The sequence below is a fragment of the Evansella halocellulosilytica genome, from assembly GCF_002335745.1.
GTDB lineage: Bacteria > Bacillota > Bacilli > Bacillales > Salisediminibacteriaceae > Bacillus_CA > Bacillus_CA halocellulosilytica.
Map to the genome: position 1 here is coordinate 1,115,556 of NZ_NIST01000001.1, position 24,715 is coordinate 1,140,270.

27 protein-coding genes are annotated in these 24,715 nt (G+C 38.3%); 16 read left to right on the forward strand and 11 right to left on the reverse strand.

All coding sequences use genetic code 11. From position 1 onward, the window contains the following. The first annotated feature begins 164 nt into the window (after positions 1 to 164). On the forward strand, positions 165 to 995 hold the full coding sequence (locus tag CD001_RS05315) for a pentapeptide repeat-containing protein (protein ID WP_096186524.1): 831 nt from the start codon (positions 165 to 167) through the stop codon (positions 993 to 995). Between the two features lie 194 nt (positions 996 to 1,189). Further along, positions 1,190 to 1,723, forward strand: coding sequence for a GNAT family N-acetyltransferase (locus CD001_RS05320; RefSeq protein ID WP_096186525.1), 534 nt, complete (start codon positions 1,190 to 1,192; stop codon positions 1,721 to 1,723). A 602-nt stretch (positions 1,724 to 2,325) separates the two neighbouring features. Here the strand turns inward: CD001_RS05320 and CD001_RS05325 are convergent. Next, entirely contained in the window at positions 2,326 to 2,748 is a 423-nt protein-coding gene (locus CD001_RS05325; protein ID WP_096186526.1) for an Lrp/AsnC family transcriptional regulator, read from the reverse strand. 161 nt (positions 2,749 to 2,909) lie between these two features. Here CD001_RS05325 and CD001_RS05330 point away from each other — a divergent pair, with 161 nt between their 5' ends. Both CD001_RS05330 and CD001_RS05335 read left to right on the forward strand, forming a co-directional pair. Next, positions 2,910 to 3,101, forward strand: coding sequence for a DUF1272 domain-containing protein (locus CD001_RS05330; protein ID WP_306454108.1), 192 nt, complete (start codon positions 2,910 to 2,912; stop codon positions 3,099 to 3,101). A gap of 9 nt (positions 3,102 to 3,110) precedes the next feature. Beyond that, positions 3,111 to 3,671, forward strand: a complete 561-nt coding sequence (locus CD001_RS05335) for a cysteine hydrolase family protein (RefSeq protein ID WP_096186528.1) — start codon at positions 3,111 to 3,113, stop codon at positions 3,669 to 3,671. Between the two features lie 216 nt (positions 3,672 to 3,887). Here CD001_RS05335 and CD001_RS27235 read toward each other — a convergent pair whose 3' ends face one another. Beyond that, the gene (locus tag CD001_RS27235) at positions 3,888 to 4,253 is read right to left on the reverse strand and encodes a hypothetical protein (RefSeq protein WP_096186529.1); all 366 of its coding nucleotides are present in this window, start codon (positions 4,251 to 4,253) and stop codon (positions 3,888 to 3,890) included. Here CD001_RS27235 and CD001_RS05345 point away from each other — a divergent pair. Then, positions 4,225 to 4,647, forward strand: coding sequence for an ArsR/SmtB family transcription factor (locus CD001_RS05345; protein ID WP_257009713.1), 423 nt, complete (start codon positions 4,225 to 4,227; stop codon positions 4,645 to 4,647). The genes CD001_RS27235 and CD001_RS05345 overlap by 29 nt on opposite strands. Before the next feature lie 48 nt (positions 4,648 to 4,695). After that, positions 4,696 to 5,205, forward strand: coding sequence for an SRPBCC family protein (locus CD001_RS05350; protein ID WP_096186531.1), 510 nt, complete (start codon positions 4,696 to 4,698; stop codon positions 5,203 to 5,205). A gap of 38 nt (positions 5,206 to 5,243) precedes the next feature. Here the strand turns inward: CD001_RS05350 and CD001_RS05355 are convergent, their stop codons facing one another. The 3 genes from CD001_RS05355 to CD001_RS05365 all read right to left on the reverse strand — a co-directional run bounded on the left by CD001_RS05355 (position 5,244) and on the right by CD001_RS05365 (position 7,715). Beyond that, positions 5,244 to 5,429: a hypothetical protein gene (locus CD001_RS05355; RefSeq protein WP_096186532.1), complete on the reverse strand. Its 186-nt coding sequence runs from the start codon at positions 5,427 to 5,429 to the stop codon at positions 5,244 to 5,246. A gap of 25 nt (positions 5,430 to 5,454) precedes the next feature. Beyond that, a complete protein-coding gene (locus CD001_RS05360) occupies positions 5,455 to 5,925 on the reverse strand; it encodes a GNAT family N-acetyltransferase (RefSeq protein WP_096186533.1) in 471 nt (156 codons plus the stop codon). Between the two features lie 248 nt (positions 5,926 to 6,173). Then, complete coding sequence (locus CD001_RS05365) at positions 6,174 to 7,715, reverse strand: flotillin family protein (RefSeq protein WP_096186534.1); 1,542 nt, start codon at positions 7,713 to 7,715, stop codon at positions 6,174 to 6,176. A gap of 243 nt (positions 7,716 to 7,958) precedes the next feature. Here CD001_RS05365 and CD001_RS05370 point away from each other — a divergent pair, with 243 nt between their 5' ends. Further along, positions 7,959 to 8,873, forward strand: coding sequence for an alpha/beta hydrolase (locus CD001_RS05370; RefSeq protein ID WP_096186535.1), 915 nt, complete (start codon positions 7,959 to 7,961; stop codon positions 8,871 to 8,873). A 516-nt stretch (positions 8,874 to 9,389) separates the two neighbouring features. Here CD001_RS05370 and CD001_RS05375 read toward each other — a convergent pair. Beyond that, positions 9,390 to 10,526 (reverse strand): S8 family peptidase, encoded by a 1,137-nt coding sequence (locus CD001_RS05375; protein ID WP_096186536.1) that lies wholly within the window; start codon positions 10,524 to 10,526, stop codon positions 9,390 to 9,392. A 465-nt stretch (positions 10,527 to 10,991) separates the two neighbouring features. Between CD001_RS05375 and thpD the strand changes: the two genes are divergently transcribed. After that, positions 10,992 to 11,936, forward strand: a complete 945-nt coding sequence (gene thpD / locus CD001_RS05380; RefSeq protein ID WP_096186537.1) for an ectoine hydroxylase — start codon at positions 10,992 to 10,994, stop codon at positions 11,934 to 11,936. 111 nt (positions 11,937 to 12,047) lie between these two features. On the opposite strand, the gene CD001_RS05385 is transcribed toward thpD, so the two are convergent. Continuing rightward, positions 12,048 to 13,040 carry a DMT family transporter gene (locus CD001_RS05385; RefSeq protein WP_096186538.1) on the reverse strand — a complete coding sequence of 331 codons (993 nt, stop codon included), beginning with the start codon at positions 13,038 to 13,040 and terminating at the stop codon, positions 12,048 to 12,050. Positions 13,041 to 13,146: 106 nt separating this feature from the next. On the opposite strand from CD001_RS05385, the gene CD001_RS05390 reads away from it, so the two are divergent. Beyond that, a complete protein-coding gene (locus CD001_RS05390) occupies positions 13,147 to 13,707 on the forward strand; it encodes a helix-turn-helix domain-containing protein (RefSeq protein WP_096186539.1) in 561 nt (186 codons plus the stop codon). Positions 13,708 to 14,007: 300 nt separating this feature from the next. Here the strand turns inward: CD001_RS05390 and CD001_RS05395 are convergent, their stop codons facing one another. Next, positions 14,008 to 14,565 (reverse strand): pyridoxamine 5'-phosphate oxidase family protein, encoded by a 558-nt coding sequence (locus tag CD001_RS05395; protein ID WP_096186540.1) that lies wholly within the window; start codon positions 14,563 to 14,565, stop codon positions 14,008 to 14,010. Positions 14,566 to 14,722: 157 nt separating this feature from the next. Between CD001_RS05395 and CD001_RS05400 the strand changes: the two genes are divergently transcribed. Next, a complete protein-coding gene (locus CD001_RS05400) occupies positions 14,723 to 14,983 on the forward strand; it encodes a hypothetical protein (RefSeq protein WP_096186541.1) in 261 nt (86 codons plus the stop codon). Positions 14,984 to 15,390: 407 nt separating this feature from the next. Here CD001_RS05400 and CD001_RS05405 read toward each other — a convergent pair whose 3' ends face one another. Further along, positions 15,391 to 15,594 (reverse strand): hypothetical protein, encoded by a 204-nt coding sequence (locus CD001_RS05405; RefSeq protein ID WP_096186542.1) that lies wholly within the window; start codon positions 15,592 to 15,594, stop codon positions 15,391 to 15,393. A gap of 577 nt (positions 15,595 to 16,171) precedes the next feature. Here CD001_RS05405 and CD001_RS05410 point away from each other — a divergent pair. The 6 genes from CD001_RS05410 (at position 16,172) to CD001_RS05435 (ending at position 23,412) form a co-directional block, all read left to right on the forward strand. Next, complete coding sequence (locus CD001_RS05410) at positions 16,172 to 16,480, forward strand: PTS sugar transporter subunit IIB (protein ID WP_096186543.1); 309 nt, start codon at positions 16,172 to 16,174, stop codon at positions 16,478 to 16,480. A gap of 22 nt (positions 16,481 to 16,502) precedes the next feature. Next, positions 16,503 to 17,789 carry a PTS cellobiose transporter subunit IIC gene (gene celB, locus CD001_RS05415; RefSeq protein ID WP_096186544.1) on the forward strand — a complete coding sequence of 429 codons (1,287 nt, stop codon included), beginning with the start codon at positions 16,503 to 16,505 and terminating at the stop codon, positions 17,787 to 17,789. Between the two features lie 163 nt (positions 17,790 to 17,952). Next, positions 17,953 to 18,258, forward strand: a complete 306-nt coding sequence (locus CD001_RS05420; RefSeq protein ID WP_096186545.1) for a PTS lactose/cellobiose transporter subunit IIA — start codon at positions 17,953 to 17,955, stop codon at positions 18,256 to 18,258. A 38-nt stretch (positions 18,259 to 18,296) separates the two neighbouring features. Next, positions 18,297 to 19,685, forward strand: coding sequence for a glycoside hydrolase family 1 protein (locus CD001_RS05425; RefSeq protein WP_096186546.1), 1,389 nt, complete (start codon positions 18,297 to 18,299; stop codon positions 19,683 to 19,685). Positions 19,686 to 19,789: 104 nt separating this feature from the next. Further along, positions 19,790 to 21,109, forward strand: a complete 1,320-nt coding sequence (locus CD001_RS05430; RefSeq protein ID WP_096186547.1) for a 6-phospho-beta-glucosidase — start codon at positions 19,790 to 19,792, stop codon at positions 21,107 to 21,109. A 392-nt stretch (positions 21,110 to 21,501) separates the two neighbouring features. After that, positions 21,502 to 23,412: a BglG family transcription antiterminator gene (locus CD001_RS05435; RefSeq protein ID WP_096186548.1), complete on the forward strand. Its 1,911-nt coding sequence runs from the start codon at positions 21,502 to 21,504 to the stop codon at positions 23,410 to 23,412. 56 nt (positions 23,413 to 23,468) lie between these two features. Here CD001_RS05435 and CD001_RS05440 read toward each other — a convergent pair whose 3' ends face one another. Together CD001_RS05440 and CD001_RS05445 are read right to left on the reverse strand one after the other, a co-directional pair. Then, complete coding sequence (locus tag CD001_RS05440; RefSeq protein ID WP_096186549.1) at positions 23,469 to 24,146, reverse strand: hypothetical protein; 678 nt, start codon at positions 24,144 to 24,146, stop codon at positions 23,469 to 23,471. 91 nt (positions 24,147 to 24,237) lie between these two features. Further along, the gene (locus CD001_RS05445) at positions 24,238 to 24,489 is read right to left on the reverse strand and encodes an ester cyclase (RefSeq protein WP_179298611.1); all 252 of its coding nucleotides are present in this window, start codon (positions 24,487 to 24,489) and stop codon (positions 24,238 to 24,240) included. Positions 24,490 to 24,715 lie beyond the last annotated feature (226 nt).

A 24,715-nucleotide genomic window follows, 5' to 3' on the forward strand; every position in this document is an offset into this window, starting at 1 on the left:
ATATTTTTACAGGATAAAACGAATGTTTCACGTATAAACAGATGATGAGGCCTAGACATCGAGAATATGAACGAAGAGAAAGGTCGCACTTATGTCTATCGGTGAAATTGAGTGTGTTTTTCAGTCATCAACATGATATGTTATACAAAAGGGGGTGTCTTCGTATGAACGATGATCAAATTCAGGATCAATTATGTGCTGATTGTGAGAAATGTTTTGGTTTATGTTGTGTCGCTTTGCCTTATGCAAAATCTGCTGACTTTGCTTTTAATAAAGACGCGGGAACTCCTTGTACAAATCTGCAGTCAAATAATCGTTGTAGTATTCATCAAAACCTGAGAAGCGATGGGTTTCGCGGATGTGCAGTATATGAATGTTTTGGTGCAGGGCAAAAGGTATCTCAAGTCACTTATGATGGATCTGATTGGCGAGAAGACCCTATGCTAGCAAAGGAAATGTTTGATGTGTTTCCAGTGATGCAGCAGCTTTATGAAATGCTTTATTATATAAATGAAGCAGTCCAGTTAGATGAGGCTAAGTCTCTCCATCAAGATTTACAGAATGCATATGAAAAAACAGTCAAACTCACAAATCTAAGTCCTCAATCTATTTTAGAAATTGATATACCGGTTCATAGAGAGGAAGTAAATCATTTACTTCTGCAAACAAGTGAATTAATACGAAAAAGAGTGATAAAGAAGAACAGGAGTCTAATGAAAATAGGTAGGGGAACTGACTTAATCGGGGCAAAACTAAAAGGAGCCAACCTTCGTGGAGCAAACTTAAGAGGTGCCTTTTTAATTTCAGCCGACCTTAGGGGCGCTGATCTAAGGTCTGCTGACTTTATAGGAGCCGACTTGAGGGATGCGGATTTAAGAGGAGCTAATTTGCAAGGCAGTATTTTTCTAACGGAAGCACAATTAAACTCGGCAGTGGGGGATACAAACACGAAATTGCCACCTACTTTTACGCTGCCTGAACATTGGAATGGTTAACGTGTAAAACATCTCTGATACTGCAGAGGTGTATTTCTTTGTGCTCTTTTGTGAAAGCGTCGTGGATTTCAATAGCCATTTCTTGAGTTTGATTACGATTTAAAAACGACAGGTCATTCAGCTAATTACAGGAGATGACGTCTCATAAAAAGAATAATAGAGTATAACGATCCGTAATAAAGGGGGAATCTTATATGCTTTTTCAAAATGGTCATTTATCGGTTCGAACATTAAAGAGAGAAGATAATCAATTACTTGCAAAATGGCTTTCTGACCAAAAGGTACTTAAATATTATGAAGGTCGAGACAATCCTTTTGACCTCGAAAAAGTAAACGAAACGTTTTATTATCGTAACGATGACGTAACTGGCTGTTTAGTAAAATATAATAGAGAGCCAATTGGCTACATTCAATACTATTCATTAGATAAAGAGACTAGAAAGACTTATGGATATGATGAAACAGGAACGATTTATGGAATAGACCAATTCATCGGTGAAGTCGATTATTGGAATAAAGGGATTGGCCAGCTACTTGTAACATCAATGGTTGACTATTTAGTAAATGTTCATCAAGCAGAAAAAGTCGTTATGGACCCGCAAACGTGGAACGAAAGAGCGATCCGCTGCTATGAAAAGTGTGGGTTTGAAAAGGTGAAAATGTTGCCAGAGCACGAGTATCATGAGGGGAAATATCGTGACTGCTGGCTGCTTGAAAACAGAGCGTGAATTGGCTGTAAAATATACATGGTGAAGGGTAGCGCTATAGGATAGTAGAGATTCGGTTATTTAGAATGATTCTAGTTAGCGGATAAAACCTGATTATTTATGGATAAAACGGATTTATTACAGGATAAACAGTAAAATTTCACGAATAAAACGATATTTTTATAGGATAAATTGAAAATTCCAATCTAGCTGAATTGATACGGAAAAAGCTGCCATCTTGGTAAATATGAACCTAGTGTGCTGTATTACCCAATTCCGCACCGTCGAATCGTTTTCGTTGATTCATATTGTTTTAGCATATGTTTGGCGGCCATTGGATCCCTTATTTACTAAAAAACTGTTGTTTTTATGACTTTGTCGGACACCAGTTCCGTTATCCATCCGTAATAATCCTAAAGTGGAGGCGATTTAGGCAAATAAAGAACCTGGTGTCCTCTTACACATTGTAAAACATGATTTTGTCACAATTAAGGTACCTGATGTCCGCATTCGGTCGTATAACATCCGAGGTCTTTCGTGACTAAAAGACTTTCAAAAGTGCATAAGACACTCTCGGAAAGCACAATCTGTTTGCTGAGAATCTTCTGCAGTTCTCTTATCCATCAGCTAATCGGCTTTTGAACGACAGGAGATGAAAGTCGGATTAAGGTAGAGGGATGCCCGTATAACATCGATGCATCAATGAATACCTCAAGAGACTGTACATTATTCGTCACGACTTTAATTAAAAAATTGTATTGTCCGGCTAAACGATGACATTCGATGACATCTGGATGCTCCTTGCAGAACGTAACAAACTGCTTACATTTTGTATTGTCATATAAAATGAATGCCATGACAGGTTTATCGATATTGTCCGGATTGACCGTTGCTCTGTAGCCATCAATTACCTTCTTTTCCTCAAGCTTTTTCACTCTTTCATTTACAGCAGGATTGGATAAGCCAACCTTTTTTCCTAACTCAGTAAATGATACGCGAGCATTTTCTTGCAAATGCAGTAGAATACTTTTATCAATTTCATCCATTGATTTCGACCCTCCTTTAAAAATAAAAGTAATTGAATAGAAAAACGAAAAAATAAAAAGAAAATAGTTAAAATTACAATAATATAAGTATGTGAATATCACAATACACCAACTAAAATAAAGATAAATAATAGAAGTGGGGGATATTGATGCCTTTGGAAATGAAAGACGAGTGTGAAAGATGTACGAAACCACTTTTTTATCATTCTACCGCATATATTTGCAGTCATGGGTGTACGTTCTGCAGTAAATGTTCTGAAGAGATGGATTATATTTGTCCGAACTGTCGTGGAGAACTCGTCATGCGACCTAGAAGCGGAGGAGATCCATTAAGCTGCTCAATTTATTCATAAGGAGAATAAGTGATGGAGAAAATGGCTTTACTCATTGTAGATGTACAAAAAGCGTTTGATGATCGGAAATGGGGAAAACGCAACAATCCCGATGCCGAAGAAAACATAAGCATAATATTGAAAGCTTGGAGAGAAAAAGGCTTGCCAGTGATTTTTATTAAACACTTATCTGATGATCCTGATTCTCTCTTTTATCCTGAGAATGTAGGGTTTGATATAAAAGACATCGTTCAACCAATCGATGAAGAGGTTATTATAACAAAGAAAGTGAACAGCAGCTTTATTGGTACAAACTTAGAAGAACGATTAAAAGTGAATGAAATTACCACAGTCGTGATTACAGGTTTAACGACACCACATTGTATTTCGACAACGACGAGAATGAGTGGTAATTTAGGCTTTAAAACCATATTAATCTCTGATGCAACAGCAGCGTTCAGCTTGGAAGGTCATCACGATAAACATTACGATGCTGACACGGTACATGAGGTAACATTAGCTACGTTGCACGATGAATTTGCGACAATACTGACAACCGACCAGCTGCTAAACGAAATATATCCTTTTTAAAAGCTGTCCAACACAGTTTTTTACCAAATGGAAAAATATTATAACGCGTATGTAGATTTATAAAACTTTGTAAAAAAGGAGGAGAAAATGAAATCTATTAAAATGCCTTTCCTAATTTTCGTTTTGTTTTTATCGTTAGGGCTAATCGGGTACTTCGGATTTATGTACTTCATACGTACATTTCCGTTTAATTAACAGAACCTAGTAAAATCCTGTTTAAGTAGAAAAAAGATGAAGAGTTGTTGCGCCAAAACCAGGGGAAGTTGCGTCCAAACGCTGAGTCGTTGCGCCAAAACCAGGGGAAGTTGCGTCTAAACGAAGAGTTGTTGCGCCAAAACCAGGGGAAGTTGCGTCCAAACGCTGAGTCGTTGCGCCAAAACCAGGGGAAGTTGCGTCTAAACGAAGAGTTGTTGCGCCAAAACCAGGGGAAGTTGCGTCCAAACGCTGAGTTGTTGCGCCAAAACCAGGGGAAGTTGCGTCCAAACGCTGAGTCGTTGCGCCAAAACCATAATTCAGCGAACAACTTACTAAATGAAGTAGAGACAAGTAGATTGTGCTTTGTCCATTACCATTGGTAATCAATTATTTAATCAAATGGTTGATTAACACTGCTCCTTCGTTTATACTTAACCACATGGTTAAGCAAAATGATGATCAATTAAGCCTTATTTTTCATGCATTAGCTGATCCGACGAGAAGAGAAATGGTTCAGCTTATTTCCTCAAAAGAATGTTCAGTCTCAGAACTTGCAGAACCTTTTGATATGTCTTTAGCAGCTGTGTCAAAGCACATTAAAGTGTTAGAAAAGGCACGGTTACTTGAGAAAACGAAGGAAGGCAGGCAGCAAACGTGCCGTTTGAATGCGGACTCGCTGTCACTGGCAACAGAATGGCTTCATTTTTATGAACGTTTTTGGAATAAACAATTTGATGTCCTTGAACGTGAACTACTTCGAGCGAAAAAGGAGGAACATTAATCACTGCTTACTAATTTGAAGCCAATTTCGATGAAAAGGATGGTAATAATGAGTGGTTATTCAACGACGACATTAAAAATGACACGTCGGTTTGATGTGGAACGTGAAAGAGTATTTGATGCGTGGTTAAACCCGGAAATGATGAGAAAGTGGTTGTTTACGATGGAAGCAACAAACAAAGTAGCAAAAAATGATCCACGTGTTGGCGGAACGTGGGAAATTGTCGACCATCGAGATGGGAAAGATTACAGAGCGATTGGAGAATATCATGAAATTGATCGTCCTCATAAACTCGTGTTTACATTTAAGATGCCGCAGTTTAGTGATACCGTCGACGAAATTACCGTTCTGTTTGAAAGAGCTGATAGCGGATGTGAAATGACATTTACCCAGAAGATCGTTGTTCCCCATGAAGAGAATTGGACAGAAGCTGATATCGAAAAAGCGCTAAGTGAATTCCACGATGGGTCTGAACATGGCTGGAACTTAATGTTTAAAGGACTGAAACAGCTAGTCGAAACAGGCAAAATCCAGTATGATGAAATGAATGAGAAATAATGTGTGCAAACCGTGAGAGCCTGGATGACCAGGCTCTTTCACATGTCTTCGATTTTTCTTAACTGAAAATAGTTACTTAAAGCGCCGAGAACCCCAGTAATCGTAAATAAGTACGTTATTATTGGATGTGGTGAGAGCGTTTCGTTAAAAAGGTAAAAGATTCCTAAACAAAATAATGCAATACTAGCAATAAGACCGATTAAAATCCTCGTTTTCTTAGACATATCGTTCCTCCTTTTTCATGCTAGTTTATAATTTTCTTTTAAATAAAACACGATCTTCATTAGGTCCATCATAATTAGGGAAAACAGAAATTCCATCAACTTCTTTTGTTCCATCTTCAATTTCAAACCCTAGATTCGTATGAAAAGCAATCGATTTTTTATTTACAGGTGAAGTAATGGCACGGACAAGTTTTATACCATTCTTTTGCGCTAGGCTAAAAAATGTATGATAAAGAGTCATTCCGATATTATTCCTGCGATATTCAGGGTGGACTCCAACAAAATGAATATATCCTTCATCGACTTGAGATGGAGAAAATAAACCGATTAAAAAACCTACTACTTGATCCCCTTTTTCAACAATAAAGCTTGTATTTTTGAAATGAACAAAAAATAGTTTTGGTAACATATGGGACATTTGCCTTCCACCCCACCATTCGTTAATGAGAGGGGAGATAAGATCGTAATCAGAACTTTTAATATGCCGTATATTCACATATCATTCCTCCTAATTAAAAAGTTCGTACTACTTTATACTAACAGGATTTATAAAACTTATAGATAATCGTATAACTACAACTGAGGCTTGCACGAAAGTAAGAAACCACGGTTCGCTTGCTGAGAATCTCATGTTTTGTTTAACATTCTCGATCAACAAGGGTATGACCTTCATTTTCAAAAAAAGTGAAGGTAAAAAACCTTAGAAGGAATAGTCATTATTCCTCCTAAGGCTTTGTCTTTTCCTTATGCTTCTTTTTCGTCGGATTTTTCTACATCATCTTCTACATCATCTTTTATGTCGCTAGTACTCTTATAGGAGCTTTCTTCCTTGGAACTTGCCGCTTGATTTTGCGATACTCCGACGTAACTTTCAAGCATTGCTTTTATATCCATGCCTGTCGATTCCTTAAGACTCTCTTGAATACTAGTCATCGTTTTTGTAACACTGTTTGCTACATTTGAAGCACCATTTTGTGAATCGCTTCCGCCCATATCAATGACTTTCATTTCACTAATGTTTGCAAGTGGCTTAGAAACTTCACGTGCATATTCAGGAAGCATTTTAATGAACATTTCCAATACAGCAGCTTCTCCGTATTTTTCCATCGCTTCTGCCATAAGCTGTTTCGCTTCAGCTTCAGCTCGACCTTGTTCCCGAATAACTTCAGCTTGTGCGAGACCTTGTTCACGCTCAATCGCTGCTTGAGCAGCACCTTTTTCACGTTCGATTTTTGCTCTCGTTTCTCCATCGATTCGTGATTTTTCAGCTTCAGCACGTGCTTTTGCTTCGATATCGTAAGCGTCTGCATCAGCCTGAGTTTTACGACGTTTTTGTTCCTCTTCTTCAAGTTCAACTTGGCGCTGGCGTTCAATGTACTTAATTTGCATTTCTTCTTCTTTTACTTTCTGGTTCAGTTGAGCCTGCTCAAGGTGATAAGCTTGCTCCGAACGAGCACGTGCACGCTCTGTTTCTTCTTTAATTTGCGCCTCTTTTATATCTTTTTCTTTACGAGATTCAGCGATTGCGCTTAATCGGATGTTTTCTTCTTCCTGTGCTTCTTGGTCGTTTTTCGCTTTATACATTCTTGTTTCTTTCTCGGCATCTGATTCAGCCATATCTGCTTTTTTACGAATTTCCGCAATACGCGGACGACCTAGGTTGTCAAGGTAACCATTCTCTTCATCTGCATCGCGCAGATCGTCAAGACCAAATGATGTAATTGTAAAGCCCATGTTATCAAGCTCATGCTGAGCAATATCACGAACTTCTACGTTAAATGCTTCACGGTCATTGTTAATCTTTTCAACCGAAAGCTTCGATAAGATTGCACGAAGGTTCGTACCGAGAACTTTCGATACCTCATCTTGAATCTCTTTATCTTTCTTACCTAAAAATTGTTCAGCATAATTTGCAATTCCGTGCAGTGAATCAGAGATTTTTACAGAAGCAATCGCATCTGCGATAACTGGAACTCCTTGAGAGGTATACACTTTAGGTGTTGTAATTTTGATTTGAAAGGAGTTGAGGTCAACCGGAGTACAAGTTTGGAAAACACGTAAATAAATCCCGCCACCGCGTATGATTTTTAAGCTCCGACCGTTTTCATCGGTGAAAATTCGATTATCTTTCTCGGGATCACCTAGTTTTGGCCCCGTAATAATGAGTGCTTCATTCGACCTTGCCGTTTTGTAACGCACTCTAAAGACGATAAAGCTTACGATTCCTCCTACTGCTAGAACTGGTAAAACGATAAATAGCAAAATCATAAAAACAAGACTTTCCATCAATGATTATTCCCCCTTAATGTTTTCGCAAGTGATTCTAAAAATCTGAACCGTCTAGTATGTGTTACGAATTGATTGCCGAAAAGTTCCTTTATCGTATGTATCAATTTAAAATATTAAGAATATTTCACCCATTCACCTCCTTTGCGAATTGTAACATAAAATGGTAAACATATGGGCTAAGAGTAAGAAATGGATATATATGTTAAAATAGATCTAGGAAGAAAAACTAGGGGGATGAGCATGAGTGGAACGTTTATTAACATTAGAGGAAAAACGCTTTACGTCGAACAATTTGGGCCGAAAGATGCTCCACCATTATTATATTTACACGGGGGACCGGGTGAAAGTTGTTTTGATTTTTCATTCCATCAAAAGGAAAGGTTAGGAAATCATTTTCATGTGATAGCCATTGATCAACGAGGAGTTTGCCGCTCGGAGGAAATTAATGAAAGTGAAGATTTCCGTTTACAAGATCTGATTGAGGATTGTGAAGCACTTAGGGAGCATTTAAATATTGAGAAGTGGTCACTGATTGGCCATTCCTTTGGTGGGTATTTATCATTGCTTTATGGACGTGCATATCCGAGTGCCATTCATAAAATTATTTTCGAATGTCCGACCTTCGACTTTAAACTGTCTTCAACATCATTATTACAAAAAACAACTAGTATTGCTAGAAAACATGGAAAAGAAAAATTAGCAACAAAATGTTTATCATTGTTAAACGATGATTCAAAATCAGTTAAACAGCTGATTGAAGAATATATAGAATTTAGTGGCGAGTTAGGGGATAAAAGACTCGAAATATATAGATACAATCATGATCATCAGACTGATTATTATGCAGCATACACTGAAGAACAATGGGAAACTTTTTTTGATCGGTCAGAAAACCATTTTCAAAGACTGAGGGAGGAAGGAGAAATTTTTACTTCTATACTTTCTGAGCTCAAAAAAGTAAAAAAGCCTTTGCTTCTACTAACAGCAGAACACGACGCAGTCACATGCAATCAACAGATTGACTGCTTTAAAAATGAAGTGGAAAGTGGTGAAATCTACTTTTTTGAAAATTGCGGGCATACACCACACTATGAAGCCCCCGACCGTTTCACAAATGTCATACATGACTTTATATTAAAAGAGGAAGATTCATAGTGATAGAGAAATTGATCTACTTAAACCTTGCTATATAACAGGGACATTAGTGATTGTTTCAATATTTATATTCGTTATCGGATTGCAAGCAAGTGTATTCTCTATGAAACATATCGTATTGATGCTAAAACTCACTTCATTTTTACTTGTCTTAAGTGTTGAGATGAGAAGGGGTTGCTTTCAAAAAAGAAGTGATTAAACGTTTCCGATTTGATATATGATTTTCATATGTCTGTTTATCTTGGTAAATTTCATTTAACTAGAATTCAGCTTCATTTTTTACAGCTCCATCTCTCCAAAAAAACGAGCTAGGACTTTACTAAACATATCCTAGCTCGTTTTTTAGGCGGGAAAAGTAATCGTCGAAAACCCCCTAGGTACACACAGTGTGGCACCTAGGAAGTTGAGGCATTGTCTGCAAAAAGCGTCCGACGATAGGAGTTTTGCATTTGTAATAGTGAAAAAAGTAGTGGTATCCTCAAAATAATTTTGAGAACACACTCTATTTATTTTTGCTTATTGTCCATCAATGGCAGCTCGTACATCAATCACACCATTGCCGTAGTAGAAATGGTCTCCGAGTGGTACCGCTGTTTCGTTAAAGGCTTGACGGATATCTTCATTCGATAAATTAGGGCTATCCGCCAAAAGAAGAGCTGCTGCACCAGCAACGTGAGGAGAGGCCATCGACGTACCGTTCAACTCTGCGTAACTATCATCCAAGTAAGTGCTGTTTACATCTACTCCAGGCGCCATAACGTCTAACTCATCACCAACACTTGAGAAGGATGCGCGCTCGTTATTTTCATCAACGGCACCAACAGCGATTACGTTATCATATTTCGCTGGATATCCGATCGTGTTAAACCATGCAAATGACCCCGAGTTTCCTGCAGCAGCTACTAAAGTAACACCTTCACTATGAGCATAATTGACAGCTTCCTCTAGTGTATTGGAGCCAGTGCTTCCACCTAAGCTCATGTTTACAACATCGATGTCATTTTCGACAGCCCATTCGATTCCTTGGGCAATTGTTGCATGGGATCCGCTGCCATCAGCTCCTAGTACTTTTACCGCGTAAAGATCTATGTCTGGGCTTACCCCAAGTACACCAAGATCGTTATCTAACGCAGCTACAGTTCCGGCAACGTGAGTGCCATGTCCATTTTGATCTTGATAATCAGGCTCACTGTCGATAAAGCTCTCCCCACCGACTACGTTTAGATCTTCATGGTCTTGAATGCCTGTATCTAATACAGCTACGCTTACGCCATTGCCAGTATTCCCATCTGCTTCTTGTACCTCAAGGGCATTAATGTGTTCGATTCCATACGGCACCTCTTGTCCGTATGCTTCCACTTCTAAGTTCTCTTCTATAAAGGCTACGTTCGGATTATTTTTCAGCCCATTTAACGCTTGTTCTGGAAGTGTTACATGAACAATATCTGCAAAATTATATTCATGTTCTACCTCACCTCCAAGGACACCTACCGTTTGTGCTGTATTGACGCTGGCAGCAGCTCCTGGTTTAAACCCGACTAAGTACTCTTTCTTTTCACCCTGATCCTGTGCAAGACTGCTTGTCCCTCCAAAAACGAGAGTAATGGCAAGTGCTGCACCAGTTACTTTAGTAAAAAACTTACTTTTGAACACATGAACATCTCCCTTCCCTTGAAAAAGTTTTTAAATTTTGAAAAAGATGTAATAGAACTGTATCAAGGAAAATGAAACGATTTCAACAAAAATTCCAAATTTACAGAAAATTAATGATGTTTTTTACATTATTTTCTATCTGACTGCGTCGAAAGACCTCGTAAAATATCAAGTTATCGAATGATTGCGTGTCTAAAGAAAGAGGACTCTAGTAAGGCACTTTTATTATTTTAGAATTGCAAACCTTTTTGTTTCTTTTTGAGCGTAAAAATGAAATAAAAAGGGCTTAAAAGTGATAAATTAATCAACCGTGACATATTCTTCCTCACTGACGTCTTCTCCGGTGACACCCTTTTATGTAAACGGATACGGTCGTTGCACAATCACTTTATATAAGTAAAATGATGTTTAGGGGTTCTAAATACCTCAAAAGATAAAAAATTTTATATGAGGAGTGATTGTAAAATGGTAGACTTGTATCCTTCAAGAGTCGGACAAAACACCAAGATATTGGAGCGACAAGATCCTGTGATTTTCAAGAACTCCAAGAACAGCAAAGGACCAGTAAAAAATGAAGACTTAACGTTTTATGAAGAGAATGGCTATTTGCTATTTAAGAACTTATTTTCCGAAGAAGAAGTAAGGTTTATGAAAGAAGAGCTGGCTCAGGTTATGGAAGCGAACCGGCACTGTGAAACAGATGAAGTCATTAAAGAAGCGGGGAGTAATGACGTTCGCTCGGTTTTTGAAGTGCACAAAAATAGTGACTTTTTTAAGCGTTTATCAGAAAATGATCGTTTGGTCGCTGTTGCTCAGCAATTACTAGGGAGCTCCGTTTACATTACACAGTCTAGAATTAATTTTAAGCCTGGTTTTAAAGGGAAGGAATTTTACTGGCATTCCGATTTTGAAACGTGGCATGTTGAAGATGGGATGCCGAATATGAGAGCGGTCAGCTGCTCAATTATTTTAACCGATAACTATGAATATAATGGTCCGCTCATGCTCATTCCAGGCTCACATAAGTGGTATATTTCATGCGCTGGAGAGACTCCGGCTAATAACTATAAAAACTCTTTGAAAAAACAAGAGTTGGGAGTACCAGACAATGACAGCTTAAAATGGCTAGTTGATCAAGCTGGAGGACAAATTGATACGGCAACCGGACCTGCTGGATCGGTATTATTTTTTGAATGTAATACGATGCACGGTTCTAGTGGAAACATTTCACCGTTCCCGCGCAGCAATGTCTTTTTCGTATATAACAGTATTGAAAACAAGCTGCAAGCGCCGTTTTCTAGGAGCAGTCCAAGACCTGAGTTTTTAGCAAATCGAACGAATATAACACCGATCAACCGAAGAAAAGAAGGGATCCATGCAAACTGGGTGCAGAACCCTTCTTATGTATAAAATACTTAGTACTGAGGCATAGAGGCTATTTTCTCTATGCCTCGTTGATTTACAATCGCTTTCCTAATTCCGATTACATTGCTGTCCGGCACTATTCTCTTTTTGGTAAAGTTAGAGATTTTGTTCTTTCTTTTTCAATAGGGAGAGATGGATTGGCTGCTTTGAGTCGACTTTTTTCGTGAAGAAGCTGTGAAGCAGCATACCGATTATAATAATAAACAGTCCAGTAATCGCTAACCCATTCGGTAATGGGGTGGAAAGGAGAATCGCCTCGCCTATAAGGACAAATAAAACTTGAGTAGATTGAGTCGCTTCGACTGCAGCAAGCTTTTCTTGTGATTTTCTAACTCGATCTGTTGCGATAAAAAATAATGTCGTCGCGATTACACCAGAGCTGATTGCAACAATAAACGTTTGAATGACTTGGTCTGAAGAAGGTGCACCGACCGTAAAAAATCCGTACATACCAATAATGAACCAGAATGGAAGGCTTGCTAATGTCATTCCGAAAACTCGTTGAAACGTGTCTAGTCTGCCTCCGCACACCTCCATCATTTTACGATTCCCTAATGGATAAGCGAAAGCTGCAACGACAACAGGCATAACTCCTGCTATCATCATGCCTAACGTTATACTGCTCGCTTGCTGCCATTGAATAAGCACGACCCCGAATAAAATGAGCAGTGAAGTCTTCAATGCTCTCACGGGTATTTTATTTCGTGTTTTTATAGGTCCTTGTTCTGTTTGAATCGTTTTAAAAAATAATGGGCTCAATAAAACTCCGGCGACGATAGTAAGCTGCCATGTACCTGATACTAGCCACCCGGGTCCATACGCAGCTGCATATGTAATGGGACCATAAAATAAAACAAATCCAAAGAAACTCCAGCACAACCATTGAAATGGTTGTTTCATCATTTCAGATAATACTTGTTTCAAGTTCCTTCTTAACAGTACAATAAGTAATAAAAACGGAAGCATAAAGAAAAATCGTAAGGAAGAACTCCACAGCCAGCTTCCTCCTGAAAGTTCCATCGATCGATTTAAAATAAACGTGACAGCGAAGAACATCGCAGCTGCAATACCAATGAATATTTCTTTCATCCACTCACACCTTCCATCGATCAAAAAGTATGTATATTATAATATGTATGTGTGTAATTATACTATACTTTCACAAGATTTAGAATAAATAATAAGGAGCAGGATCATGGCTGATGCAGAAAAGTTAGCAAAACAAGTAGGAGAAACACTTAGAAAGATTAGGCAGGATAGAGGAATGAGTTTACAGGGGCTTGCGGAAATGACAGAAGTTAGCAAACTGACATTAGGAAAAATCGAACGGGGAGAGGCGAATCCTTCCTTAAGTATTATTTGGAAAATCGCAAATGGATTAACCATTCCAATATCAGCATTACTGAAAGAACAACAAGAAATCGTTATTTCTCGAAAAAATAATGGAAACAAAATTTTAAGTGCAAATGAAGCGTGTACGTTGGAGCCGATTTTTGATTCAGGTCATTACGGCTCAATGGAAATACACCGTGCATTTTTAAAGCCTAACGGTGAATATTCTCCAGGTCCTCATCAGTCTGGAGTCATCGAATATGTCATGGTTATGAAAGGCGAGCTCATTATTAAAATTGAGGATAACACCTATCACCTGAAAGAATATGATTCGATCAAATTCCACGGTGATCGCAACCATGCTTATATGAATCCGACTCGATCGGAAACGGTCTTGCACTTTGTTATGACGTATTCGAAGTAAAACTAGTTTCCATGAAATTATGAAGCATAGCAAGTCTATAGTATATCGCCTGAAATCGGTCCTGTTCTGAATAGTTCTTGGTTTGTTAAAGAAAAATTTGAGCGGACATACGGTTCGTTATTAGCTCAAAAAATGCTTTTTCATTGGTATGCGGACATTGAATCCACTTATTTGCTCAAAAGCGATGAATAGTGGCCCTCTTTCAACTGAATAAAGGAACATTTGTCCGCACACTTCTGAAAATCATACGATTATTGCAATTTAGCTGATTCGATGTCCGCCAACCATCAAACCGAAACTCTATTTGTTTCTCTCACCGATTGGTGTCACGATGCCATCCATACTTACTGCGTTTTTCTTCTTATGGTAGGCTTCCATTTCTTCGTCATTTTTGTTATCCGCCCACTGCTTGAGCGTATCTCGTTCACCTTCGTACGAATAATAAGGAATACTATAGCCGCATGATGTTTTAACGGTATCTATTTTTGCATAAATAATTTGCCTCGCACCATGCTGCAGTTCGAAATGATCGACGATGTCATCCCATTCAGGTGTATCAGGCAATATCACTGATCCTTTTCCGTACAGTCGTAAAATCATGGGCTTCCCATCAAAAGCGGCAAACATCATTGTAATCCTGCCGTTTTCATGCAAATGTGCACTCGTTTCATTTCCGCTACCAGTTAAGTCTAAATATGCAACCTCAGTTCGTGAAAGAATGCGGAATGAATCGTATCCTTTCGGTGAAATGTTCACGTGACCATCTACTGACTTCGGGGCTGAACCAACAAAAAAGACTCGTTGTTGCTTAATGAATTCTTCATGCTGAGGAAGTATGGAAGAAAACTCTTTTCCCATGTTCATTCTCCTTTTTATTAAATAATGATTTGCATGTATTCAGCTTATGACTCAACACTTCTTCTTTTGTGTAAAAAAATCCTCGTTATCACCCTAATATATCTTTACATTGTTTGGGGAAGATATAAAGATACGATGACATATAGGGGTGGACTTAATGAAATTAGAAGGGAACATGATTTCTGGCCAATTAGATGAACAAACAAACGAGTTTGCGTTACAGCAAGTGAAACATATTTTGACTGAAACAATCTTGAATCAAAATCAGCAAGAAACCCTAATCCAATATTTAAATAAACATGAAGGTGATGAAGATGGACAAGTGCTAACGCTATACGACCAACTGCTCGTTCGTCTAAGTAAGGAGGAAGTGAGTCAATTTATCGAAGATTTAAAGATGATTCGGTCATTTTATTAAGAAGAAGGTTTGGTTTGAAACAGGAATTTCCATTTTTCCGTAGATTAATTAAAAGTTCTTACTCTATAGAAAATGGTGAGGTTACGTGTGAGTAGTGAAGTCGTCTTCAAGGAGTTTAAAACTGTTGGTTTGAAACATTTCTGTCGTTTTAAAGAGTACCCAGAACAAATTCCAAAAACAGGTTAATAAAGATGACCAAGATTGGATTATTGAGCGGTATAGCGAGAAGTTTCATCCGACGTGCCCTAAAAGTGAACCTGATATATACATACCTGTTTAAATAAGTTATTTTTCGAAACTCTGAATAAGAGTTTCTTTTTTAGGTCTTTAGATAGAACGAATAACTACTACCATCAACGAAGGAGCCTTTCAATTCGTTTAATATTAAATGTTGAGCAAAGAACCGTTTATTTCACTTCCTTGAGCTTCTTTATTTGATAAAGGACGAATCCTACTAATAATCCCCCGGTTGCTAATCCGAGCAGGTGCGGTAAATACGATAGCGGATTTACAGGTTCTCTGAACAAATAATCCGTGATGATAATCGCTGCAACAACACCGACTGGAATAAAGACAACTCCCGTTAACATTGGAATGATCCATTTAGGCACGCTCGACACTCCTTTTGCAAATTGTATCACAGTAATTGTACCATAAATATCCAATTATTTGAAATCTTAACTACTTACCACAAATGAATGTAGGGATAAATAGTTGTTGGTTTGATCGTATGTTTATACCTCATTCTATTTCAACATCGCATGAAGATTGAGCTATTCAGCGATCATGAGTCAAAAGGAAGCCTGTTTTAACAAGGTATAATGATTTCCCCCTTGTGAAGGAAAAACAATATATTCAGGTGAAAGCGCTTTTATTCTAGAATGATCATATAGCATGAAAGCGATTTAAAAAAGTGAGTGTTCCGATTGATCAGAAAAGCTTTGGCGGACATTGGATCCACTATTACTATCAAAATCCTTAACTAAAGAAGTTTGGAGGACTCAGGTTCCGCTATGGTGTGATGGTGGTAGGTTTATCTCATGAATTTCACCAAATAACGGATCTTATGTCCTTCAACACTATAAAAATAGCGTTTTTTGTGACAATAACGGATCCTATGTCCTCGAAGAACAGTTAATCTGAGATAGCGGGATAATCATTAAAAAATATTTTTAGGAGGAAATAGAGATGAAAAATATTTTATTAGCATGTTCAGCAGGGATGTCAACAAGCTTATTAGTATCAAAAATGAAAGAAGCTGCAGAGGAAAAAGGAATGGAAGTAAACATTTGGGCAGTTTCTCAAGATAAAGCACCGTCTGAGATGGAGAAAGCCGATGTGTTATTAATTGGTCCACAAATGAGATTTATGAAAGCAAAGTTTTCTAAAACAGCAGAAGAAGTAGGGATCCCATTAGATGTCATTGATCCTGTTGCTTACGGTCGTGTAGACGGGGAGGCTGTTTTGAACAAAGCCTTAGAATTAATGGGAGAATAACACCGTCCTAGGGGGGATAGTTATGAATAAATTTATGGAGTTTTTAGAGAAAATCTTGCTGCCGATTGCAGACAAGTTAAATAATAACCGTTATTTAACAGCTTTACGAGATGGTTTCATGGTGGCGTTACCACTCATTATTTTCGGTTCAATTTTTGTTGTTATTGCGAACTTCCCGTTTCTTGACAGGTTGATCGGTGAAGAAGCATTTGCAGCTTACCAAGAGGCGTTAGGGCCAGCATCAGCTGCCACCTTAAGTATAATGGGAACCTTTGTCATCATCGGGATTGGATATAACCTGACAAAAAATTATGGTTTAGAAGGTATTTATGGTGGTGTTGTCGCATTTGCAGCATTCCTTATCTTAACACCACAGATGGTTGACGGCGTTTCTGGCGTTATTCCGACTTCTAGTTTAGGTGCGGAAGGTATGTTCGTCGGAATATTCACTGCCTTTATAGCCGCAGAGCTATACCGGCTCTTCGTACAAAAGGAATGGACGATTAAAATGCCAGCGGGTGTACCAGACGCTGTATCAAGGTCATTTAGTGCACTCATTCCAATTACACTCACATTATCTGTGTTTTTAATTATACGTATTTTATTTAGTTTTACACCATTTGAAACAGTACAAAACTTTATTTATACCGTCATTCAAGAGCCATTAACAGTGCTTGGAAGCGGCCTTCCAGCAACGGTCTTTGCCGTATTATTAATTCAAATCTTTTGGTTCTTTGGCTTACACGGGCAAATTATTATCAACTCTGTATTCGATCCGATTTGGTATGCATTAAACGACCAAAACTTAACGGCATTCCAAGCAGGTACTGAACTGCCAAACGTTGTAACAAAACAGTTCATTGATACATTCCTTGTTGGAATGGGTGGATCGGGTATGACGTTAGCCGTCATTATTTTGATCTTTCTTATCGGTCGATCTCGACAGCTTAAAGAGCTAGGAAAATTGGGTGCGCCAGCAGGAGCATTCAACGTAAACGAGCCAATTATTTTCGGTTTACCAATCATTATGAACCCGTTAATTATTATTCCTTGGCTGTTAGCGCCAGTCGTTGTCACAGTGATTACGTATTATTCGATGCTGACAGGGATCGTTCCTCGGCCAGCAGGTATTATCGTCCCATGGACGACACCGCCATTGTTAAGTGGATTTTTAGCGACAGGTAACCAATGGCAAGGTGCTGCACTACAATTGTTTAACATGTTTGTTGTAGCGGCAATTTGGTGGCCATTCTTGAAAATTTTAGATAAGAACTATTATGAAAATGAAAATAAAGCTGAAAAGAAATAAACGTTAATTGTTAAAAAAGATGTGGCCCCAGTAAGCGGTTGTTAATGGGGCCCTTCTTCCAGTTTTACATGAACGTATCGAACGTATTTTTATTGGCGATCGCATGATCTTTCTCATAAGCGTTTGATATTTGACTTTAAAGAGACGACAGAGGTGTTTACTTATGGAAAAAATAACTGAAATTGCCTTTCAAATTATCTTGTATGCAGGGAATGGGAAATCGAGTGCGATGGAAGCCATTCAAGCAGCGAAAGAAGGGGATTTTGAAGAATCTGATCGATTAATTGAAGAGGCTGGTAAAGAATTAAATGAAGCACACAGCTTCCAAACAAAGCTCCTTCAAGAGGAAGCGAATGGTGAAGGAAGTGCGGTCAATGTCATGTTAGTTCATTCACAAGACCATTTAATGACATCAATGACAGTGCGGGATTTAGCAATTGAAATCATTGAAATATATCGCAATAAATAAATATCGTCAGATCAATTTTTAATAACGGAGGAGATACGATGACTATAAACTATAAATTCCCGGAAGGTTTTTGGTGGGGAAGTGCAACTTCAGCGACACAAATTGAAGGTGCTGCAAATGAAGGCGGTAAAGGGAAAAACATTTGGGATGAATGGTATGCGACTGAACCGAACCGCTTTTTTGAAAATGTTGGTCCTGAAAATACGTCTAATTTTTATCACAAATATAAAGAGGACATTCAGCTCATGAAAGAGATCGGCCATAACACGTTTCGAATGTCCATTTCATGGGCAAGACTCATTCCAGGAGGAAGAGGGGAAGTGAATCCTGAAGCGGTTGATTTCTACAACCGTGTCATCGATGAGTTAATTGCCAATGACATTGAACCATTCGTGAACCTTTTCCACTTTGACATGCCGTTAGAGCTGCAAAATGAAGGTGGATGGGAAAATAGAGAAGTGATCGATGCATTTGTAACCTATGCAAAAGAAGCGTTCCGTTTATTTGGCGACCGTGTGTCTAAATGGTTTACATTTAATGAACCGATTGTCCCTGTAGAAGGCGGCTACTTGTACGATTTCCATTATCCGAATGTCGTTGATGCAAAGCGAGCTGTACAAGTTGCCTATCATACAATGATCGCTCATGCAAAAGCGGTTGAAGCTTTTAGAGAGTTTGATGTCAAGGATGGTAAAATCGGAATCATCCTAAACTTAACACCTTCATATCCGCGCAGTGAAAATCCAGCGGACTTGAGAGCATCTCGAATTGCTGATTTGTTCTTTAATCGCAGTTTTCTCGATCCAGCAGTTCTTGGTGAATATCCGCAAGAGTTGATTGAGATTTTAAGAGAACACGGCCAATTACCTGAGACTGGAAAAGGTGATAAAGAGCTATTAAAAGCAAACACTGCAGATATTCTTGGTGTCAACTACTATCAGCCGCGAAGGGTAAAAGCGAAAGAACATTTGCCAAATCCTTATGGTCCTTTCATGCCTGATTGGTTCTTTGACAATTATGAAATGCCAGGGCGCAAAATGAATAAATATCGTGGCTGGGAAATCTATGAAAAAGGCATTTATGATATCATGATTAATTTGAAAGAAAACTACGGCAACATTGAATCATTTATCTCTGAAAATGGAATGGGCGTGCAAGACGAAGGACGCTTTTTACAAGACGGTGAAATTCAAGATGATTACAGAATTGAATTCATTCAAGAACACTTAAAGTGGCTTCACCGTGCAATCGAAGAAGGGTGTAATGCGAAAGGGTATCATTTATGGAGCTTTATGGACAACTGGTCTTGGATGAATGCTTATAAAAATCGATACGGGTTTGTCTCTGTCAATATTGAAACACAAGAAAGAACATTGAAGAAAAGTGCCCATTGGATAAAAGCTGTTTCAGAAAACAATGGATTTTAAGCAAAGGCTCTGAATTCGAACAATCATATTCTATTTTCCAAAAGCTTCAATCTTTTAGAAAATAGACGAAGTAAAAAGTCACCGCTCAGATAGGGGGAAGTTGCATGACTGGAATTAAAATTGTGACGATCGGCGGAGGTTCAAGTTATACACCAGAACTAATAGAAGGGTTCATCCAGCGATATGATGAGCTGCCTGTCCGTGAGCTTTGGTTAGTCGATATTCCTGAGGGGAAAGAAAAGCTTGAAACGGTAGGAGCTCTTGCAAAGCGAATGGTAAAAAAAGCTGGAGTACCAATTGACATCCATTTATCATTGGATCGAAAGGAAGCGTTGCCAGGAGCTGACTTTGTTACGACGCAAATTCGTGTCGGTCTATTAGAAGCAAGAGCAAAAGATGAAGAAATTCCTCTGAAGTATGGCGTTATTGGTCAAGAAACGAATGGTCCAGGTGGATTGTTGAAGGGGTTACGCACGATCCCAGTTATATTGGATATATGCAAGGATATCGAACAATTGTGTCCAGATGCATGGCTCATTAACTTTTCAAACCCTGCTGGAATGGTGACGGAAGCAGTCCTTCGCTACAGCAATATTACGAAAACAGTTGGTCTATGTAATGTCCCGATTGGTATGCATATGGGCGTTGCTGAGCTGCTTGACGTTGAAGCGGACCGCGTACACATTGATTTTGCTGGGTTAAACCATATGGTCTATGGGTTAGAAGTGTATTTAGATGGTGAAATCGTCACGAATAAAGTACTAGACTTGCTTTCAAGCGGTGCAGGAATGACGATGAAAAACATCGTAGACCTAGGCTGGGAGAAAGAGTTTATTAAAGCATTGAATGTCTTGCCTTGTCCATATCATCGATATTATTATCAAACGAGCAAAATGCTTGAACAAGAGCAAGAAGATTTGAAAGAAAAAGGGACACGTGCTAAAGTGGTTCAACAATTAGAAAGTGAATTGTTTGACTTGTACAGTGATCCGAACTTAGCTATTAAACCGCCGCAATTAGAAGAACGAGGCGGGGCTTATTATAGTGATGCTGCTTGCCGTTTAATTCATTCGATCTATAATGATAAACGTGATATTCAACCAGTCAACGTTAAAAATAATGGGGCAATTACAGGCATCCCAGCTGATTCAGCTGTTGAAGTGAACTGTATCATTACAAAAGAGGGTCCGAAACCGATAAATGTTGGGGAGTTACCTGTTGCTGTCAGAGGACTCGTCCAACAGATCAAATCATTTGAAAGAGTAGCAGCTGAGGCAGCGGTAACTGGCGATTATCATCAAGCATTGCTAGCGATGACGATTAATCCTTTAGTTCCGTCTGATACAGTTGCAAAGGAAATCTTGGATGAAATGCTAGAAGTGCATAAAAAAGATCTCCCGCAGTTTTTCGCATCTTCAGTATAACGATTAGGAAGGTTCTGGCTCCGGTTTAGCCAGAACCTTTTTCAACAATTTGTTTGAGTTTGAGCAAACTTGTAGTATTGTAAAAATGATCACAATCTCAGATTAAGCGATCATGATGGTCGCCTCTGACTATATTTCTCGATTTTAGCGGACATAGGAGCCGTTATTTGCATATAAATCGCCATTATTTACGAGCTTCAGGACATCAGATCAGCTATTTTGTGAAAAATACTAAAAAAAATATTTTATAATCGCATTATAGTGGAATGTGAGTCAGACAAACTCTCATTGTAAGGGTTAAGAGGACAATAGCGGGTCGAATGTCCACCTAGTTTTTACTAAGCTTAGTGTCAAAAGTGTAGAAGCTTAACAGGGTAAGGAGAAGAAGCAAGATGTTAAACTCCCGAATGAAATCGATATTACGTGAATTAATGATCGCTGAAACACCATTAACAGGAGCTTATCTCGCAAATGTCAATCAAATTACCGTACGAACGATGAGAGACGATATCAAACATCTTGATAAAATCTTGAATGAGCATGGCGCTGAGGTTTCTTCTGTGATGGGCAAGGGATATGAACTTGATATTCAGGATGATCAGAAATTCCGTCAGTTTTTAAAAAGTATTTCTCATGATGATTCGGGGGCTGATGTTACCCCGAAGTCACCTGAAGAACGGATATTGTATTTAATCAAGCGGCTTCTATTAAGTGAAGATTATTTGAAGCTTGATGATTTAGCAGATGAAATGTATATTAGCAAGCCGACAATTCAAAACGACATGAAGCAGGTCAAAACGATTCTTGATAAGTATGATATTCGTATAGAATCACGTCCGAATTACGGTTTGAAAGTGACTGGAAACGAATTGAAACTTCGTTTTTGCATGGCTGAACATATATTTAATCGTAACGACCAATGGGGAGATGCTCAATTAGCATCAATCTCTCAGAAAACACTAGATGCGATATTAGCGATTATTATGAAGCGAATCAAATCACATCAGATTTCGCTATCCGATATTGCTTTAAATAATTTATTAATTCATATTGCGATTGCATATAAGAGGATTGTAAGCGGGCATCATGTCACGTTATACAAAGCAGACATGCAGGAAGTTAGTGAGCAGCGGGAGTATGAAGTTGCAAAAGAGATCGTTCAGGAAGTTGAAGAGGTCTTCAATGTCGATTTTCCTGAACAAGAAGTAATCTATATTGCCATTCATTTGCTAGGGACGAAAATGGTTTCCCAGTCGAATGAGCTTGTTGATCACGTGCTGGACGAGAAGGTTTCGAACTTAGTAACCTCAGCACTTGAGAAAATCGAAAAGGAATTGCATTTAGGGGTTAAAAAAGATAAAGAGCTTATATTCGGCTTAACTTTGCATTTGAAGCCGGCTATTAACCGATATAAATATGGTATGAACATTAGAAATCCGATGCTCGAAGATATTAAAAAAAATTATCCGTTAGCGTTTGAAGCAGCGATATTAGCAGGACTGGTAATCGAAAAGGAGACCGAAACAAAAATCGATGAAAATGAAATCGGGTATCTTGCTCTTCATATCGGTGCAGCGATTGAACGAAGAAAGTTGAAAGCCGCTCCAAATCGATGTTTGATCGTGTGTGCATCTGGGCTCGGGACGGCTCAATTAATTTATTACAAGTTAAAGTCGCAATTCGGAAGAAATTTAGAAGTCGTCGGCACGACAGAATATTATAAATTAAACCAATACGATTTGCATGATATTGATTTTATCGTCAGTTCCATTCCAATTCATGAGACTTTACCAGTTCCAGTAGTCGAGGTAAATGCGATCGTAGGAGAAAGTGATTTAGGGAAAATCGAAAAAATTATTATCGATCACCAGGAAGATGTGTATGATTTCTTAAGAAAAGATTTAATGTTTCTTAGAAAACGATTTAAGTCAAAAGAAGAAGCGTTAGAATTCCTATATGACGAGCTGCTGCAAAGACGTCTTGTAGATGAAGCATTTCTTGATGCTGTATATGAGAGAGAGGCGGTTGCCCCAACTTCATTTGGAAATTTAGTAGCGATTCCTCATCCTATTAAACCGCAATCTAATCAGACATTTTTAACGATTTGTACAGTAGAAAAACCGATTATGTGGGAGGATAAACCCGTCCAATTTATTGGTTTACTATCTGTGGCGAAGGACAGTGAAGAAGACTTACAAGCAATGTATGATCTTTTAGGAAAGATTATTGAAAACAGCACGATCGTCCAGCATCTAATCAAAGCGAAAACGCACGAAGACTTTATGAAATTGTTAATTCAATAGGTAGAAAAGCTGTCCGCAATCAAGTGTTAGACCTAATAGGACAGCTTTTACTATTACTAGGGTATGGTCAATAAATCACTTATGAATGGCTTCGACTCTCTCTGTTTTTGTTCTAACATATCGATCCAATCTTGGTTTTTAATGAAATTTCCTCTATACGTATTCCAATAAACTCTTGTTGTAACTTTAAAATTATCGTTTGTAATATCTCCATATCGGGTGTGTTTCGGTGGAATTTGGACACCATGAAGATGAGTGATAAGTGCTTCTGTCCAAACATCATTGACCTCTTTCATCCTTTCGAAATAATCTAGCTGCTCCTCATTTAGTTCTAGGGATTCTCCATTTTCAAAGCTGTTTTTTAATTTCTTTAAATAACGGTCAAACTCTGTTGCCATGAAATAAGGATAAGGATGAATCCGATAGTCAGAAGTATCGATGACTCCAAGTGTACGGGAGAGATCTGTTATAAATCTTCCAGATTGAGCTATCGAAGAATACTTTGATTGAATGAACTCGATATCTTCTCGTGATAATTGTTGATCTCTAATTGCGTCTCTTAACAAATATCCGTTTGTGACAGTCGCCCATGATAACCTTGATACTTCATTAATTAATTCCTGGGATAAATACGTTTCGTATTTTTGTTTTTCATTTAGTTGTTGAAAAGCGAATAACAGGACAGCGACAAATGCTACTGCAATTACACTTATCAACACTGTTTTCTTTATCATACAACCCACTCCATATGTATGCTGTTTAAGGGAGAAGTCCAACGGTTCATTAAATCGATGTTAAGCTAAAAGGTAGCATCTAAATGGGGATTTACTTAAAAGGCCGAAGTTGGAGCATCACATTCAGGTCACTCATTTCACACCACATTTCTTTCATTTTTCCATCTTGAAAACGGATAATCATGATTCCGGTTTCCTTTACCCGTTGATGCATAGAAGGGATATCGTACCATCCTCCAGCATAGGTCATATACCCTGTGTACCGAACTACTGCTTTATCATCCACTTCTAAATAATCTTCAATTATCCACTTATCGTTTTCAACGAAGGATCTTTTTTCCATTTCACTTTTCCTTTCTAATTTATTTCTCAATAGCGTAAGATACTGGATGATAAGTGATGATTTGCCCTTCATAGACGACGGTAAATACGCCATAAGGAGTAAGACACCATATCACGTTTCAATTTGTTTCAGTTATTTCAATGGTCTCCACCATATGCATCACTCTGTAATTACACATTCGTCGATCTCCTTTATTTTCCTTTTTTCGGTATGGTAAATGTTTAAA